16 protein-coding genes are annotated in these 15,263 nt (G+C 57.5%); 10 read left to right on the top strand and 6 right to left on the bottom strand.

From position 1 onward, the window contains the following. Positions 1-1,866, bottom strand: coding sequence for a sigma 54-interacting transcriptional regulator (locus C2U68_RS15320; RefSeq protein ID WP_140913340.1), 1,866 nt, complete (start codon positions 1,864-1,866; stop codon positions 1-3). Positions 1,867-2,145: 279 nt separating this feature from the next. Between C2U68_RS15320 and C2U68_RS15315 the strand changes: the two genes are divergently transcribed. From C2U68_RS15315 to C2U68_RS15270, 10 genes are all read left to right on the top strand, one after another. Then, complete coding sequence (locus C2U68_RS15315) at positions 2,146-2,421, top strand: DUF2282 domain-containing protein (protein ID WP_140913339.1); 276 nt, start codon at positions 2,146-2,148, stop codon at positions 2,419-2,421. 12 nt (positions 2,422-2,433) lie between these two features. Beyond that, positions 2,434-3,315: a DUF692 domain-containing protein gene (locus C2U68_RS15310; RefSeq protein ID WP_140913338.1), complete on the top strand. Its 882-nt coding sequence runs from the start codon at positions 2,434-2,436 to the stop codon at positions 3,313-3,315. Continuing rightward, positions 3,299-4,069: a DNA-binding domain-containing protein gene (locus C2U68_RS15305; protein ID WP_140913337.1), complete on the top strand. Its 771-nt coding sequence runs from the start codon at positions 3,299-3,301 to the stop codon at positions 4,067-4,069. The genes C2U68_RS15310 and C2U68_RS15305 overlap by 17 nt, the downstream gene beginning before the upstream one ends. Positions 4,070-4,083: 14 nt before the next feature. Next, entirely contained in the window at positions 4,084-4,560 is a 477-nt protein-coding gene (locus tag C2U68_RS15300; RefSeq protein WP_140913336.1) for a DoxX family protein, read from the top strand. Between the two features lie 3 nt (positions 4,561-4,563). Then, on the top strand, positions 4,564-4,974 hold the full coding sequence (locus C2U68_RS15295; RefSeq protein ID WP_140913335.1) for an SDR family NAD(P)-dependent oxidoreductase: 411 nt from the start codon (positions 4,564-4,566) through the stop codon (positions 4,972-4,974). Positions 4,975-5,052: 78 nt separating this feature from the next. Further along, positions 5,053-5,985 carry a protein-methionine-sulfoxide reductase catalytic subunit MsrP gene (msrP, locus tag C2U68_RS15290; RefSeq protein ID WP_140913334.1) on the top strand — a complete coding sequence of 311 codons (933 nt, stop codon included), beginning with the start codon at positions 5,053-5,055 and terminating at the stop codon, positions 5,983-5,985. Positions 5,986-5,988: 3 nt separating this feature from the next. Beyond that, positions 5,989-6,627 (top strand): sulfite oxidase heme-binding subunit YedZ, encoded by a 639-nt coding sequence (locus C2U68_RS15285; RefSeq protein WP_140913333.1) that lies wholly within the window; start codon positions 5,989-5,991, stop codon positions 6,625-6,627. A gap of 19 nt (positions 6,628-6,646) precedes the next feature. After that, entirely contained in the window at positions 6,647-7,060 is a 414-nt protein-coding gene (locus tag C2U68_RS15280) for a gamma-glutamylcyclotransferase (protein WP_186289630.1), read from the top strand. Next, entirely contained in the window at positions 7,057-7,509 is a 453-nt protein-coding gene (gene dtd, locus C2U68_RS15275; RefSeq protein ID WP_140913331.1) for a D-aminoacyl-tRNA deacylase, read from the top strand. The genes C2U68_RS15280 and dtd overlap by 4 nt, the downstream gene beginning before the upstream one ends. 198 nt (positions 7,510-7,707) lie before the next feature. After that, the gene (locus C2U68_RS15270; protein ID WP_140913330.1) at positions 7,708-8,277 is read left to right on the top strand and encodes a hypothetical protein; all 570 of its coding nucleotides are present in this window, start codon (positions 7,708-7,710) and stop codon (positions 8,275-8,277) included. A 410-nt stretch (positions 8,278-8,687) separates the two neighbouring features. On the opposite strand, the gene C2U68_RS15265 is transcribed toward C2U68_RS15270, so the two are convergent. The 5 genes from C2U68_RS15265 to C2U68_RS15245 all read right to left on the bottom strand — a co-directional run bounded on the left by C2U68_RS15265 (position 8,688) and on the right by C2U68_RS15245 (position 15,155). Beyond that, positions 8,688-9,419 (bottom strand): hypothetical protein, encoded by a 732-nt coding sequence (locus C2U68_RS15265; RefSeq protein WP_140913329.1) that lies wholly within the window; start codon positions 9,417-9,419, stop codon positions 8,688-8,690. Positions 9,420-9,535: 116 nt separating this feature from the next. Further along, positions 9,536-10,921 (bottom strand): cytochrome C, encoded by a 1,386-nt coding sequence (locus tag C2U68_RS15260; protein ID WP_260839369.1) that lies wholly within the window; start codon positions 10,919-10,921, stop codon positions 9,536-9,538. 28 nt (positions 10,922-10,949) lie between these two features. Beyond that, the gene (locus tag C2U68_RS15255) at positions 10,950-11,669 is read right to left on the bottom strand and encodes a DUF2490 domain-containing protein (protein ID WP_313901416.1); all 720 of its coding nucleotides are present in this window, start codon (positions 11,667-11,669) and stop codon (positions 10,950-10,952) included. A gap of 167 nt (positions 11,670-11,836) precedes the next feature. After that, positions 11,837-13,483 carry a SulP family inorganic anion transporter gene (locus C2U68_RS15250; protein ID WP_140913328.1) on the bottom strand — a complete coding sequence of 549 codons (1,647 nt, stop codon included), beginning with the start codon at positions 13,481-13,483 and terminating at the stop codon, positions 11,837-11,839. Positions 13,484-13,691: 208 nt separating this feature from the next. Then, positions 13,692-15,155 (bottom strand): carbohydrate porin, encoded by a 1,464-nt coding sequence (locus C2U68_RS15245; protein ID WP_260839368.1) that lies wholly within the window; start codon positions 15,153-15,155, stop codon positions 13,692-13,694. Positions 15,156-15,263 lie beyond the last annotated feature (108 nt).

The raw sequence follows: 15,263 nt of genomic DNA, 5'->3' as shown, positions 1-15,263 counted from the left end.
TCATTGCGGCTTACGAATATTCAGTTTCCGCATCCGATAGCGCAACGTGCTGGGCTTGACCCGCAAGCGCTGCGCCGCGCCTTGCGGGCCCTCTATCACCCATCGGCTTCGCTCCAACACCTGCAGGATATGTTCGCGGGCGACCGCATCCAGGCTGGCGTCGCCGATCTGCGGCGGCGCGGTTGAAATATCCGTCGCACTGCCCGGCAATTGCTCGGCGCCGATCTCCAGCCACGGCCCGTCGGCCAGGATGATGGCGCGCTCGATGATGTTTTCCAGTTCGCGGATGTTGCCGGGCCAGCGGTAGTTCTGCAAACGTCGCATCGATTCGGCGCCGACGCCGTTGATTTTTTTGCCGATTTTCGGCGCGAATTTGCCGATCAGAAAAGCGGCCAACAGCGGAATGTCTTCCAGCCGCTCCCGCAGCGGCGGCGTGGTCAGCGGAAACACGTTCAGCCGGTAGAACAAATCCTCGCGGAAACTTTTGTTCGCCACCTCCTGCAACAAATCGCGGTTGGTGGCGGTGATGACCCGTACATCCATTTTGATCGGGGTCTGGCCGCCGACGCGTTCGAATTCGCGTTCTTGGATCACCCGCAATAATTTGACCTGCACGTCCAGCGGAATTTCGCCGACTTCGTCCAGGAACAGGGTGCCGCCTTCGGCCAGTTCGAAACGGCCGATACGTTTGCTGATCGCACCGGTAAAAGCGCCTTTTTCGTGGCCGAACAATTCGCTTTCGATCAGGCTGGACGGCAACGCCGCACAATTGACTTTGATCAACGGCCGCTGTTTGCGTTTGCTGGCGGAGTGGATGGCGCGCGCCACGAGTTCCTTGCCGGTGCCGGATTCGCCTTGAATCAGTACCGAAGCGTCGGTCTGCGCCACACGCTGCACCTGGTGCAGCAACGAGCGTAGCGCCGGGCTGCGGCCGACGATTTCCTCAAAATTGTGCTCTGCCTTGATTTCTTCCTGCAGGTAGCGGTTTTGCGCTTCCAACTTGGCCTGCTCCTGTTCCATCAAGACTTGGGCGGTAATGTCTATGAACATCGTGCGCATGAAGCGGCCGCTGGGATCGGTTTTCGACCACCAGCGAATCCAGACCGGCCGGCCGTCGTCCTTGCGCCGCAATTCCAGCACCACGCCGGCGCTATCCGTGCCTTTTTCGACCGATGCGAACGCCTGTTGCAACCGGGCCTGGGCTTCCGGCGTCTCCGGCACCAGGGAAATGCCGCGCGTGGTGCTTACCTGCTCCGGAGTCAAACCCAGAATCCGCAATGCCGCCTGGTTGGCTTGCAGAAACCGGGTTTGCACATCCTCGTGCACATAGGCGATCGGCGCTTCGTCGAACAATTCGCGAAAGCGCTGTTCGCTGAGCCGCAGTTGCTGCTCGATGCGCAACCGGTTCAATTCCGCCGCGGCGCGGGCGGCGAAGATTTTGAAGACATAGAACAGATTGTCCCGCTCCGGCATCGCTTGCCTATCGAACAACGCCAAGTGGCCGAGTATCTCGCCTTCGCCGTCGCGTAGCGGCACGCCCAAATAACTTTCCACTCCCTGCTCGTGCGGAAACATCTGCGACACGCCGGAAGGGTAATGGCAGAAATTGCCGCGCAACACATCTTCGCACGGCGTACCGGGCAAATCCCATTCCTGATGGTCCAGAAATTCGCCGTCGGTCCAGAACGCCAAGGTGCGCACGCGAGTCTTGGCCTCGGCGAACTCGGCGACGAAACCGTTCGCCACGCCGGTCGCCAGGCATAAGTTGCGCACCAACGAGCGCATGAAGTCGCCGCCGGTGGCTTGGGCAGTGCCTTCGACCACCGCCTTCAGAATCGAAAAATCGCAGGAATCGCTTGGGTCCATGTTTTTGAAAAGAGTGGACGAAAAAATTGACACCGCAGAACGCCACCACATTCTAGCCGCGACCACCAAGCCAAGGCCACCATATTTGGCGGCCGCCGCGAAATATCGCGGCACTCTTCAGTGCAAACTTGACCAGCGATAGCGCCAAATTTTTACAAGCCATTGATTAAATTTAACTAATTCTACAAGACAGGACCTGGTACGGCGCTTGCTATATTAGCTGTGTCGGACGGCACAGGCTGCCGACACTTCACTAATCTAACTTAACGGAGACTATCCATGAAAAACCCAACTACCGTCGTCAGCACCGCTTTGGCTTCCATCCTGGCCATGAGCGCGATGGGATTGCCAGCCACAGCCGCGGCCGCCGACAAAAACGATATGGAGAAATGCTACGGCGTCGCCAAAGCCGGCAAGAACGATTGCAAAACCTTGTCCAACGCGTGCGCCGGCCACGCAATCAGCGATAACCAGAAAGATGCCTTCATCGCGTTGCCGGCCGGCACCTGCGAGCGCATCAGCGGCGGCAGCCTGCAAGCTCCGGCCGGCATGTAATCCGGATCGGTCATGGCGCAGTCACGCAATACCCTATCCTTCGGCGCCGTTAACGCTTCGATTCCGGCTGCGGCCGGAATCGGGCTGCGTTCGCCGCACTACCGCGAGGCCTTGCACGGCCAGCCCAAACCGGCCTGGCTCGAAGTGCACAGCGAAAACTATTTCGCTACCGGCGGCCCGGCGCTACGGATGCTGGAAAGCCTGCGGCGGGACTATCCGCTCAGCCTGCACGGCGTCGGCATGTCGCTCGGCTCGGTAGACGCACCGGACGGGCGCCATTTACGCCAGTTACAGCAGTTGATCGCACGCATCGAGCCGGCTCTGGTGTCCGAGCATTTGTCTTGGAGCGCGTTCGGCGGCCGCTATTTAAACGATCTGGCGCCGATTGCCTATACCGAATCGGCCCTCGCCGCTTGGGTACAACGGGTGGCGCAGGTGCAGGACTTCCTCGGCCGGCCAATCTTGCTGGAAAACCCGTCCAGTTATCTGCAGTTCGACTATGCCGACTACAGCGAAGCCGAATTCCTGAGCCAATTGGCCCGCCGCAGCGGCTGCGGCCTGCTGCTGGACGTCAACAATCTTTACGTCTCTTGCCGTAACCACGGCTGGGACGAGCTGGATTACCTGCTCGCACTCGATGCCGACCGCGTGGCCGAATTCCATTTGGCCGGCCACCGCCGCAACCAAATCGGCGCTGACGTAATCCTGATCGACAGCCACGACGGCCCGGTCGCCGAGCCGGTATGGCAGTTGTTCCGCATGGTTTTACAGCTGTTCGGCAACCGGCCAACCTTGATCGAATGGGATGCGGATTTACCCGATTGGCACACCCTGATCGGTCAGGCCGCACGCGCCGATCGCTATATGGAGCAAAATTATGTCCAGGCTGCATGAGCTGCAACGCGATTTTACCGGTTTCGTGTTTGGCGACTCCGCCCGGATTCCGGCCGGTATTGTCGCCAACGGCATCGCCCCGGAACGGCGGATGGCCGTTTACCGCAACAACACCCAAACCGGTTTGAGCCAGGCCTTACGCGACACCTACCCGGTAGTAAACCGCCTGGTCGGTGCCGGCTTCTTCGACCGGCTGGCGCGAGCGTATATCGCCGAATATCCGCCAGCCGCGGCTTGTCTGATTGAATTCGGCGCCAACTTCTCCGAGCTGATTGCCGGCTTTGCCGCTGCCGCCAGCCTGCCCTATCTGGCCGACGTGGCTAGTCTGGAATGGCTTTACCACCGGGCCTACCATGCCGCCGAATCCCCAGTTCCGGCGTTGACGACGTTGCGCGATTTCAACCAGGTCGATTGCGGCGAGTTGACGGCAAAATTGCATCCCAGCGTCGGTTTGCTCGAATCCGACTATCCGCTGCTGCCGATCTGGCTCAGCAACCAAACCGATTATCTCGGCGATCCGCACGTCAATCTGGATGCGGGCGGTTGCCGGCTGCTGGTGTTTCGGCCGCAGTGGGAAGTCGAGATTCGGCGGTTGGCATTAGCGGAATACCATTGTTTGGCGGCCTTGGCCGGCGGCGCGGGTTTAACCGCTGCCGTCGGCGCCGCTTTGGCATGCGATCCGGATTTCGCTGTAGAACCCTGGCTGCTGGCCGGACTGCGCAGCGGTCTGCTGGCCGATATCGTTTTACTGTAACCGAGGTTAACTCCATGAATACGCGTATCGCGAATCCTGCTCCGGCCGTGCCGGGCAAAGCCGTAAACACATTTTTCCTAAGATTGCGCCACCAGCTGACGCCGCTCGCCGACTTGGTGCTGCGCGCTTGGGTCGGCTACGCGTTCTGGATTTCCGGTTGGCTCAAGTTGAACAGTTGGGACAGCACCTTATATCTGTTCCAATTCGAATATGCGGTGCCGCTGTTACCGAGCCCGGCGGCAGCCGTGCTGGCCACGACCATCGAAATGCTGGGGCCGCTATGTTTGTTTCTGGGCCTGTACGCCCGCACGGCGGCGGCGTTACTGTTCGGTTTCAATATCGTCGCGGTGGTGTCTTATCCGCAACTGGGCGCGGCCGGCCTGGAACAACACCGGACTTGGGGTTTGCTGTTGCTGGTGCTGATGGCGCACGGTCCCGGCCGTTGGTCGGTGGATGCCTGGCTGGCGCAGTTGCGCCGCCGGCCGGATTGATGCATGTCGACTTCAAACGCCCATTTGCCTCTGCACGGCAAAACTGTGCTGGTGATCGACGCGACTTGCGCCGCAGGCGCGGCCGCCGCTGAAGCGCTGGCTCTAGCCGGCGCCAGAGTCATGTTGAATTACCCGGATCGGCGCGACGCCGCGGAACGGCTGGCGGAACGCATCCGCAACCGCGGCGGCCAGGCCATGGCGTTTCGGGCCGATATTGCGCTTCCGGGCGAGCTACGCAGCCTGTGCGATGTGCTGCTGGCCTATTGGGGCCAACCGAATCTTTTAATCGGCGCCGGTTCGCACGCCGTAGCGCTATCGGCGGCTTTAGGCCCAACCGATCCGCCGGTACTAGCCCTGAGTTATGACGCCGTTGCGGCGTTTTTGGCCGCGGCGGGCGGCGCCAGCCAAACCTAATCGGAACTTGGCGGCAAAATCCTTATCACTGAACAACGCAAGCCGTTTGCAATTTAATTTCCGGACCAGAAGGCATCCATGAAAATCTACTACTATCCCAAAATCCCGGCGGCCGCAATCACGCCAAAACACTTATTTCAAACCCGCCGCAAATTCCTGCAAACGGCGGGCGGCGCGGCGTTGGCGGCGCTGTTACCGCAACCGCTATGGGCGGCGGGCGGCTTCGGCGAGATCAAAAAGTCGGAATTCAATGCCGACGAATCTTTGACGCCGTTGCAGTCGGTCACCAGCTATAACAATTTTTACGAATTCGGCACCGGCAAGGACGATCCGGCCGCCCGCGCCGGCAGTTTAAAAACCCGGCCCTGGACTGTCAGCATCGAAGGCGAAGTCAAGAAACCTGTCACCTTCGATATCGACCAAATCTTGAAAATGGCGCCGCTGGAGGAACGGATTTACCGCCTGCGTTGCGTCGAAGCCTGGTCGATGGTGATACCGTGGGTCGGTTTTCCGCTGGCCGAACTGATCAAACGTGCGGAGCCGACCGGCAAGGCCAAGTACGTGGAATTCGTCAGTCTGCACGATCCGCAGCAGATGCCCGGCCAGAAATCGGCGGTATTGGAATGGCCTTACCGCGAAGGCCTGCGTCTGGACGAAGCCATGCATCCGCTAACCCTATTGACTGTCGGTTTGTACGGCGAGGTGCTGCCGCCGCAAAACGGCGCACCGGTGCGGATCGTGGTGCCGTGGAAGTACGGTTTCAAAAGCGCCAAATCGATAGTCGCGATCCGCTTCCTGGAACAACAGCCCACCACCAGTTGGATGCAGGCCGGCCCCAGGGAATACGGATTTTACGCCAACGTCAATCCGGAGGTGGACCATCCGCGCTGGAGCCAGGCCAAGGAACGCCGCATCGGCGAATTCCTGAAGCGCAAAACCCTGATGTTCAACGGCTACGCCGAACAGGTCGCCCCGCTATACGCCGGCATGGACCTGGCCCGCTACTTCTGACCTATGGCTAACGTATCGCTAGACGGCAAAGCCCTGGCCCGTATTAAAACCGCGGCGTTTTGCCTGGCCTTGCTGCCCTTGGGAAAATTGGGCGTCAACGCCTATCTGGACAATTTGGGCGCCAATCCGATCGAAAAAATCACCCACGTCACCGGCTTCTGGACCCTGACTTTGCTGATGGTGACCTTGGCGGCGACGCCGCTGCGCCGGCTGTCGGGCTGGAACTGGCCGATCCGGCTGCGGCGCATGCTCGGCTTGTTCGCGTTCAGCTACGGTAGCCTGCATCTGCTGGCTTATTTGGTACTGGACCAGTTCTTCGATTGGGACGCCATCGTCCAGGACATCGCCAAGCGGCCTTATATCACGGTGGGTTTTCCGGCGTTTCTGTTGATGGTTCCGTTGGCGGTGACGTCCACCGATCAAATGCTGCGCCGGCTAGGCGGCAAAAATTGGCTGCGCTTGCATAGTCTGGTCTACCCTTGCGCAATCGGCGGTGTCGTTCATTATTGGTGGCTGGTGAAAAAAGACTTGAGCAATCCGCTTGCCTTCGCCTCGGTTTTGGCGATACTGCTTGGCATCCGGGTCGCCTACCGGCTCGGCGGACCGCTTTTTCGGCGGCCGAAGCCGGCCCGATCAACCTGATTTTCTAACCAACGCCCCCTTGAACCCGATTCGCGATTACCTGTTCGTCTACGGCAGCCTGCGCCGAAAACCGGGAGCTTGCAGCAACCACCCGCTGCTGGCCGGCTGCGAATGGGTCGGCCGGGCGACGCTGGCTGGCCGGCTTTATCGTTTGGACGGCTATCCGGGCGTAGTCGACGCCGGCCGCGGCCGGGTCCAAGGCGAAGTCTACCGTCTGCGCAACGGCCGGCGCACGCTGGCAGAACTGGACCGCTACGAAGAATGCACTCGGCATTTTCCGCCGCCGCACGAATACCGCCGGGTCCGGCGTCCGGTGCGTTTGGCCGGCCGGCGGGTTTTGTCGGCCTGGGTTTACCTATACAATCGGCCGACTGCCGGCTTGCGCGCCATCACCGGCGGCGATTATTTTCTCCAACCTCAGGAACCGGCATGATCAGCGTCATCCAACGCGTCACCCAAGCCAAAGTCACGGTCGACGGCATCGATATCGGGGTTATCGGCCACGGCATCATGGCGTTGTTAGCTGTGGAAAAAGCCGACACCCCTAAGCAGGCCGATCGCCTGCTGGAGCGGATTCTGAATTACCGGATATTCGCCGATGCCGACGACAAGATGAATCTGAGCTTGCGCGATATCAACGGCGGCCTGCTGTTGGTGCCGCAATTCACGCTGGCCGCCGACACCGACAGCGGCAACCGCCCCAGCTTTGCGACGGCCGCGCCGCCGGAGATGGGCCGGGAATTGTTCGAATACGCCCGGCAACGCGCCGCGGCGATCTACCCCGGTTGCCAATTCGGCCGCTTCGGCGCCGACATGAAAGTCTCGTTGGTCAACGACGGCCCGGTGACTTTTACCCTGCGTTGCCAGGATAAAGCCCGCTAAACCCCGGGAATCCAGGCGGAATTTCCAGCGACCCAAGTTTACGTGGGTCAATAAACTTCGCCGCTATTCGAATGACTGCAAACGCGGGGCGATTTATGCTGCAAAAAATAAACTATGTTAAATAACGCAATTTAATTTGCCGCACAGCCTGCTTACTACTAAAATCCTGTCACCTTAACCCACCATAGAGAGATACTCATGAAGAATCGTCATTTATTGCTGGCCATCATACTGCCTGCGTTGTTTGCCCTCAGCGGCTGCGAATCGGCGAAACCGGTCGACGAGACCAATGCCCAGCCCGCCGAAGTGGCCCCTGCCGCAGTAGCGCCGACGCCTGCTCCGGTTCCTGCCGCCGCGCCGGTGCCGGCAGTAAATCCCGACCATTGCGCCAAACACAAAGCCGATGCGTCGCACGACTGCGAAGCGCATTGCAAAAAAAGTAAAGGCAAAAAAGATAAAGCCTGTCTGAAACACTGCGCCGACAAAGCCTTGGCCGACCACGATTGCGCAAAACATTGCGCCGACCATCCGCACGCCAAAGACGCGGTCTGCGCCAAACATTGCGCGGGCGATGCCAACGCCAAACCTCACGAATGCGGCAGCGAGCACTGTGCGCACCACGAAGCCGACGCGGCCAAACATTGCGACGCCGGCCATTGCGCCCACCACAAAGGCGCAGCCGCCCATGAATGCGGTGCCGAACATTGCCAAAAACACGGCGGTAACATGGCAGACTGCTGCGGCAGTGGCCATAAATGCGATAAGTAATCCATTCCTCGGCCGGAGAAAGCGCTAAGCGGCGCTTTCCCCCGGCCGCTCTTCCCACAACTCAATTCGGTTCACAGCGGCTCGGCGCAAGTACCGCAATCCTGATCCGGCCCGGACCCACGGCGCCAGCGGACAAGCGCTTTATCACCACGGTGCCCGGTCGCAGCAATAGTACGTCAGACAAAAAAAAGGACCGGTAGCCCATTGGGTACCGATCCAGGCAGGAGCCACGAGGTTCTAAGGAAGAAACAGATCGAATCGACGCAAGCCAACGCGATAACCCGATCGCTGTTTAAGATGGGGCTCGATCGATAAAGTTCAATAGCTTTGAATATTTATAAAATTTTTTCAAGTTGGTATCGAAGCCCGCCGCACAGCAAAGCGGCGCAATCTTAGTCCGGCGCTCGGTCTCAAGCAGCCACGTCTTTACGGAAAAACCACATCTGGTAGATGCTCAGTAAAATTTGCACCCCCATCGACAGCCCCATCAGCGCGCCGCTCAACACGACCACGTAGGCGAAACTGGAGATCGATTTGGTGATGAACCACGACAGCACGTCCAGCAACATCGCCGCAAACGGAATCACCACCGCTACCCGTTTGACGTAAATGTTGATGTCGCACAGCAAAAAGATCTTGCCGATAAAAAACAGGATGAAGGCAATACCAAACAAATGGATATGCGACACCCTGACCAATACCGGCACCGAAGCGCCGCCGGAATGCGCCACTTCCAAGACACCGGCAAAGTTAGTCAAATTGGGTAAGGACGGATTCACCGCCGGATTGTGGCAATGCACGCAATCGCGGTTCAGAATCGGGGCGACGTCCTTTTCGTAACCGTTTTGTTCGGCGCCGTCGTGTATCCATTTCATGATGACTTCCTTGTCGCTTTGGTACTTCAGATTCGGCTCCATGATGCCGTTGATGGCCGAGCCGAGCCGGGTCTGGTTATTGGAGCCGTGGTACATAATGACAATGTCTTCGATCGACAAACCCGGCTTGCCGTCGCGGCCCTGGTGGGTGTAGTACATATTGATCAGCGCCATGATATAGGCCAAACCGATGGTCAACAAAAATACGGTGTTTAAAATTCTTTCGCTGACGGAAATATCTTTGAAACGGGCGTAATGTTTTGGCATGAAGGTAACGGTCCACTAGGGTTAAGTGACCAGCTCCACAAAAAAAGCCGGTGCAGCTAATGCACCGGCCAAGCAGGAGCCACGAGGTTCTATCGCAGATGGGTATTAACTCCGGTTTAAAACGCCAGCCAAGTATTGAAATACAACGTGTTGTTATCGCTGGCGCTGCGCAACGGGTCGCTGCTGTAATTTTTATCGGCACCGTCGAACCGGGTATAGGCGACGTATTGGGCCGCAAAGCGCAAATTCAAGTAAGAATCCGCAGTCGAGGCTTTTTTACCGAACGGAATGTAGTCAAGCTCGAACGTGAAATATTCGGAATTGGGTTTCAATGTCGGCGACGCGGCATACAACACCGTATCGCGATTGCCGTAAATCCGGTTAAAGCCCAAGGTCAAGCCGTAGGTCTGGTCGTAAGTATAGGAACCGTTCAAGCCCAGAAATCCCAATTGCTGGTTCAATTGCGCCGACCCAGGCTCGTCCTGATTAAACGTGGCGGCCAATTGTTGCTGCTCGCGGATATAGCTGCCCTTGAATTCGTAGATATGTTTGGCATTGGCCAGATACTGGTAATTGAAATCCACTCCCAAGTTGGTGAAACGGTCGGTCGCCGTTAAGGTCGGATCGGGCTGGATATCGGCGCGGAAACCGAAATGCCCCAACGAGACGTAATGGCCCTGCCATTCTTTTTGCAGACCGATGCGCCAATACGGTGCTCCGCCGTTGATTTTCACGGCGCCGCCATCCCACTGCCCCATGCCTTTTTGCGCGTAGCGGGCAAAACTGCTGTAAGCGCCGGCTTCCAGATACACCGTGTCGTCAATCATGCTATACAACGAAGCGCCGCCGACCTGGCCGCCTAAGCTCGCCACCGCAGGAGCGCTACCGTAAAGAAAATTGCCGCCCGGAACCGGCGCTATCGGCGAAGAAACATACGGAAAACCCCAGGCTGGCGTGGTGTTCCATAAATCCTGCACCGTCGGATTGTTATTGAACGAAACGCCGTAGACGAAATTCCGTCCCAGCCAATCAGCCTCGTCGGCCCAGCGGATATCGGTATTATCCAATGCAAACCGGCTTTCCACGCCGTCGTAGGTAAATTGCACGAAAGCGCCAAGTTGCTGAAAGACCTTACCGCCGTAAAACAAAGACGCCTGGTCGAAAGCCAAATTGTTATTGGCATTGAAACGGCGACTCTCCCAGCCGTTGTCCGCTGCCAGATTGTCGACGTTTTTCTTGGTATTTGTAAAAGAACCCATCGCCATTCCGCCGAAGCGGCTGAACGCGGAACCGTTGCCACCCCAGACATAGCCGTTCAATTTGAATTGGCGGCCATAGGAATTGAGATTCGGACCGAAGGCCTGCGTATGGCAGGCGGTACACGCCATGCCGGTTTGCCGAGCAAAGCTCGGCACTGCCTGGGCTCCGCTGGCGTAAACCAAACCAAACAAAATAACGGCCAAGTAACCGGCCAAATACCTCCAAGCGGTGTGTTTACTCATCTTCCCCTCCCGTAAGTCTTGTTATTTTTTAGAAATTTACGAATAAAGACGCCATGCCCAAATGGTGCATCTTGGCATCGCGGTGGTTGGCGTCGTCGAGGTACTGGTTCAAGTAACCCAGTTCGGCCCGAACGTTTTTGTTGAAATTCCAGCCAAAACCGCTAAAAGCCCGATTCTGGTCGAAGCCGGATTTGCCGCCCCAGGCGGTGGTGTTAACCCGGTAAAACGCTTCGTCCCAGGCGATGAAGCTCAGCCGCGGTTCGAAATCGAACGGATGCATGAATTTGATCATTTGCCGCGGCCGCTCGCGGACTTGGTCGCCGCGCAGGAAATTGGTTTCCCACATGGTGCGGAAGGTGAAGGTGCCGATGTCGGTGGGCAGGATGTAGCGAAACGCCGGCCAAATATCCTGTTGGGCGATATAAGGCTTGCCGATGTTCTGCGTCGGCAGCCAGGTATAACCGGCCCAGATCGTCGCCCGGTCGCTCAACGAGTACCCGACCGCGGAACGGACCATGCCCTGGTACCAATGGCCCCAGTTGCCGTCGAAACGCGACTGCCCTTCCAGCCAGATGCGGCCTTTCTCCAACGACGGATCGACCGCTTGCAGACTGCCCTCGCCGACGATTTGCAGCCAAGCGCCGGTGTCTTCCGCCAATTCGCCGGCATGCGCCAAAGCCGCACCGGCTGATGTGAACATAAACAAGATAATTTTCAACCAATTGCGAGGATAAGAGTGTTCGGCCATCGCTTTGCTCCAGATCGAATTCCAGTGATTGCAGGCAAAACTCGGGCGTAGCCGGCCGCTCCGGGGTCAGCATTGGAGTATTGTCTGCGGTGATTGAGGTTTGGCCCGGTGGGCCGATGATGCTCCGGCACCGCCCGAAACACGGACGGCGCCGGCCTGTTAGCTCGTCAAACGCTGAGCTTGCGGCGCGCAGCCAGATGGTGGTCGGAGTAGCTGTGATGTTCGTCGAGGCCGACGATTTCGCATTTGCCCCCGGCGTGGCGATACTCTTCCGCATAGTGGTGGATAAACTCCATCACGGTGTGATCGATCAACTCGACGTCGGTCAGGTCGAAGAACACGTTCTCGCCTTGCGGAAAATCCGCCAACAAACTTTTCAAGCTGATGAAGTTGGAGAACACCGCCGCACCGCTGACGGCAATATGGTAGGTGCGCGGATCGGTCTTCTTGACGTGGTAGGCCAGCGAAAACACGTTGCCCGGTTTTAAGCCGCGGGTCATGTGGATCAGCAACTCGGCGACGATGCCGATCGCGACGCCGACCAGCAAATCGGTGGCGATGACACCGATAATGGTGATCACGAACACGACGAAATTATCCAAACCGACCGACAAGGTTTTGGCGAACTCCTTCGGCGAGGCCAGCCTGAAGCCGGTGAAGACCAGCAATGCCGCCAACGAAGACAGCGGAATTTCGTGAATCAGGCGCGGAAACAGCGCTACGAAAATTAATAACAGCAAACCGTGGAAGAAATTCGCCCAGCCGGTTTTGGCGCCGTTGTTGATATTGGCCGAGCTACGGACGATCTCGGCAATCATCGGCAGACCGCCGACCATACCGGCGACCAAGTTGCCGACGCCGACCGCAGCCAGGTCCCGATTCAAATTGGAGTTGCGCTTGTAGGGATCGAGTTTGTCCACCGCCGACGCGCTCAATAGACTTTCCAGGCTGCCGACCAACCAAATCGTCACGACTGCCACCCAAAATTCGGCGGTGGCGATTTTGGAAAAATCCGGAAAGTAAAAGCCGGACATAAAATTCTCCGGCACCGCCACCAGGAAGGTAGGCCCCACGGTGTATTGGTGGTACGGCAAAATTTCGGCTTCTGGTAAAAACAGGTATTGGTGGATATGGTCGAGATCGAAGTATTGGCCCAAAGCCAAGCCGAGCATGACCACCAGCAACGGCGCCGGGATCATTTTCAGGGTCGGTTGCTTGATCAGGGACCAAACAATCAGCAAAGCCAATCCGCACAAACCGATCAATGACACTTCCGGATTCATTTCGATGATCGAATGCGGAATCTCGGCAATGGTGCCGAGCAGGGTTTTGGCTTCGGGTTTTACCCCTAGCAGGGTATGAACCTGCTTGGCCATGATGATGATGCCGATCGCCGCCAACATACCGTGCACCACCGAACTGGGAAAAAAGGCACTCAGCTTGCCGGCTTTAAACACGCCGAGCAATATCTGCAACACACTGGCAACGACGATAGCCGCCAAGGTATAGCGATAACCGGCCATCGCATCGCCATGGCCCAGCGACTGCACCGCATCGACGATGACCACAATCAGACCGGCCGCCGGGCCGTTGATCGTCACATACGAGCCGCTGATGCGGGAGACGACCACGCCGCCGATGATGGCGGTGATGATGCCCGACATCGGCGGAAAGCCGGATGCCATCGCGATACCGAGACATAGCGGCAATGCAATCAAAAACACCAGAAAACCGGAGAGCAAATCGCCGCGCCAGTTTTCGAACAGGCCGGGAATACCGGTTTTCGGCAACACTAGCTGAGATCCTTGGGACATAAATAGCGCTCGTTTACAAATTAAAACCATTGTAAAGCGAGAAATATGCCAATTTTATAAAACGCCGGCAAAGCCGGCATTTCAAAGCTAAATCGTTCCAGTCGGCGCCGCGTCAGGCTTCAGCGCCAAAGACCTATGGTTTATAAAAACCTGTATTTTGGTTGAAATCCACCTTTTCGCCCATGGCCAACTTAAGGATAGGCGGAATTCAAAATTCGAAATGCGCCCGAATACCGTAGATGTCCACCGGGCCGCGGTCGGCGTTATAGGCAGGATTGAAAATCCGCTGGTAATCCAAGGTCAACCAAACCGATGGCACTAGGTTGGCTTTGTAGTAGATATCGAATACCTGTTCGGGCCGATAGCGGATACTGCCATCGCCGATAAAGCCGTCCACACCGCCGCGGTTCAGGTAATTGACGTGTGCGGAAGACAACCAACTGGCGGCATAGCCCATACCCAACGCGTCGTACTGCCGGGTCCAGAAGCCACCGTTGACGACGCTGCCGAACGATAGCGAACGGTCCGACGAAGTATAGGAATACACCTCGGTCCTGCCGTCGCTATACATACCGCGGAAGAAAACGCCGACACCTTCGGCAAGCTGCTGCTCCAGATTGAGGCCTACCCCCATTTTGGCATTTCCTCGGCGCACCCAGCACAGATCCGGTGCGGCGCCGTTAGCCGAGTCGTAATGGTAGCCGGAACATGCAGAAGCGTTTTGCGCCGGATTGGCTTGATAGGCGGCGACCGCATCGTCCCAACGTCCCATGTTCTCGTAATTGCGGTACATCAACAATTTAGCCGCACCGGGCCGCGCGCCGATTTGATGCCGATGTTCCAACTCGAATTGATCGCCGTAATACTTGAAGACCCGAAAATCCAAAGGCAAGTCGTTGGGATTTTGCGGCGTCGCAAACCGCCCCAAACGCACGGCCCAATCGGCGTAGTAATACTCCAGCGCCGCACCGACCGAGTAACCGCGCGCATCGGCGGCAAAATCGTAAGCCGCATGAGTTAAAAACGCCATATTCAGAAACTGTTGACGCAAGTCGGCGGCGTATGCGTTTTTATCGAAAATATCCAAGACGCTCAGATTGCCGAGCGTCACCACCAATCGGTGGCTGTCTAAATTGCCCGCCAATTGCAACGGTCCCGACTCGACGGCTTGTTCGGAACCTCCGAAATTGAAGGTTTGCTTCAGATAAAACCGCGACTTGTACCAGGTAGCGCTGACCGAACCTGTCTTCTGCAACTCAAAGTTTTGAATCGCGCCGCCCAAGCCCTTCAGATCGGATAGCGGCAATTCCGAGATCATTTCCGGCGCCAAATAGACTTCGCCGCCGCGCCAGGCCTTCAAACCAAAATAGGCCGTTACCGTACCGGTAAAACTACGCTCGGCCTGCGGAGACAGCGAATGCGGCGTACCGTTCAAGTTGGTGTAAGCCGCCGGAAATGCCGGCTTCCAACTGGAAATATAAGTGGCTTGCCCATAAGCGTTCCAATACTCATCCCGAGTATCGTGCCAGCCTTGCCGGTCCAGCAACTCCATCAACGAAACCCGGTCGCCGCCAGCGGCGTGCGCAGCCGTCTCGCTAACGCACGCCAGCCACGCCACTACCGCAAAACGCTGGCAGAAGCTGCGTCGGGACGCCGATGAAAAATTTAACAAGCGCAATCCTCCAACAAGGGTTTCAGTAATAGCGTTTCGCCACCGCTATATAGCATAGCGTCCAATTCAACCAAACCGAAATCAAGCGAACGCTAACCACCACTCCCC

Source organism: Methylomonas koyamae (assembly GCF_006483455.1).
GTDB lineage: Bacteria > Pseudomonadota > Gammaproteobacteria > Methylococcales > Methylomonadaceae > Methylomonas > Methylomonas koyamae_B.
This window is presented reverse-complemented; position numbering and strand designations above follow the sequence as displayed.

Excerpts from the sequence above, each read along its gene's own strand:
- C2U68_RS15320 (WP_140913340.1), bottom strand. The coding sequence starts at position 1,866 with ATGGACCCAAGCGATTCCTGCGATTTTTCGATTCTGAAGGCGGTGGTC.
- C2U68_RS15315 (WP_140913339.1), top strand. The coding sequence starts at position 2,146 with ATGAAAAACCCAACTACCGTCGTCAGCACCGCTTTGGCTTCCATCCTG.
- C2U68_RS15310 (WP_140913338.1), top strand. The coding sequence starts at position 2,434 with ATGGCGCAGTCACGCAATACCCTATCCTTCGGCGCCGTTAACGCTTCG.
- C2U68_RS15305 (WP_140913337.1), top strand. The coding sequence starts at position 3,299 with ATGTCCAGGCTGCATGAGCTGCAACGCGATTTTACCGGTTTCGTGTTT.
- C2U68_RS15300 (WP_140913336.1), top strand. The coding sequence starts at position 4,084 with ATGAATACGCGTATCGCGAATCCTGCTCCGGCCGTGCCGGGCAAAGCC.
- C2U68_RS15295 (WP_140913335.1), top strand. The coding sequence starts at position 4,564 with ATGTCGACTTCAAACGCCCATTTGCCTCTGCACGGCAAAACTGTGCTG.
- msrP (WP_140913334.1), top strand. The coding sequence starts at position 5,053 with ATGAAAATCTACTACTATCCCAAAATCCCGGCGGCCGCAATCACGCCA.
- C2U68_RS15285 (WP_140913333.1), top strand. The coding sequence starts at position 5,989 with ATGGCTAACGTATCGCTAGACGGCAAAGCCCTGGCCCGTATTAAAACC.
- dtd (WP_140913331.1), top strand. The coding sequence starts at position 7,057 with ATGATCAGCGTCATCCAACGCGTCACCCAAGCCAAAGTCACGGTCGAC.
- C2U68_RS15270 (WP_140913330.1), top strand. The coding sequence starts at position 7,708 with ATGAAGAATCGTCATTTATTGCTGGCCATCATACTGCCTGCGTTGTTT.
- C2U68_RS15265 (WP_140913329.1), bottom strand. The coding sequence starts at position 9,419 with ATGCCAAAACATTACGCCCGTTTCAAAGATATTTCCGTCAGCGAAAGA.
- C2U68_RS15260 (WP_260839369.1), bottom strand. The coding sequence starts at position 10,921 with ATGAGTAAACACACCGCTTGGAGGTATTTGGCCGGTTACTTGGCCGTT.
- C2U68_RS15255 (WP_313901416.1), bottom strand. The coding sequence starts at position 11,669 with ATGGCCGAACACTCTTATCCTCGCAATTGGTTGAAAATTATCTTGTTT.
- C2U68_RS15250 (WP_140913328.1), bottom strand. The coding sequence starts at position 13,483 with ATGTCCCAAGGATCTCAGCTAGTGTTGCCGAAAACCGGTATTCCCGGC.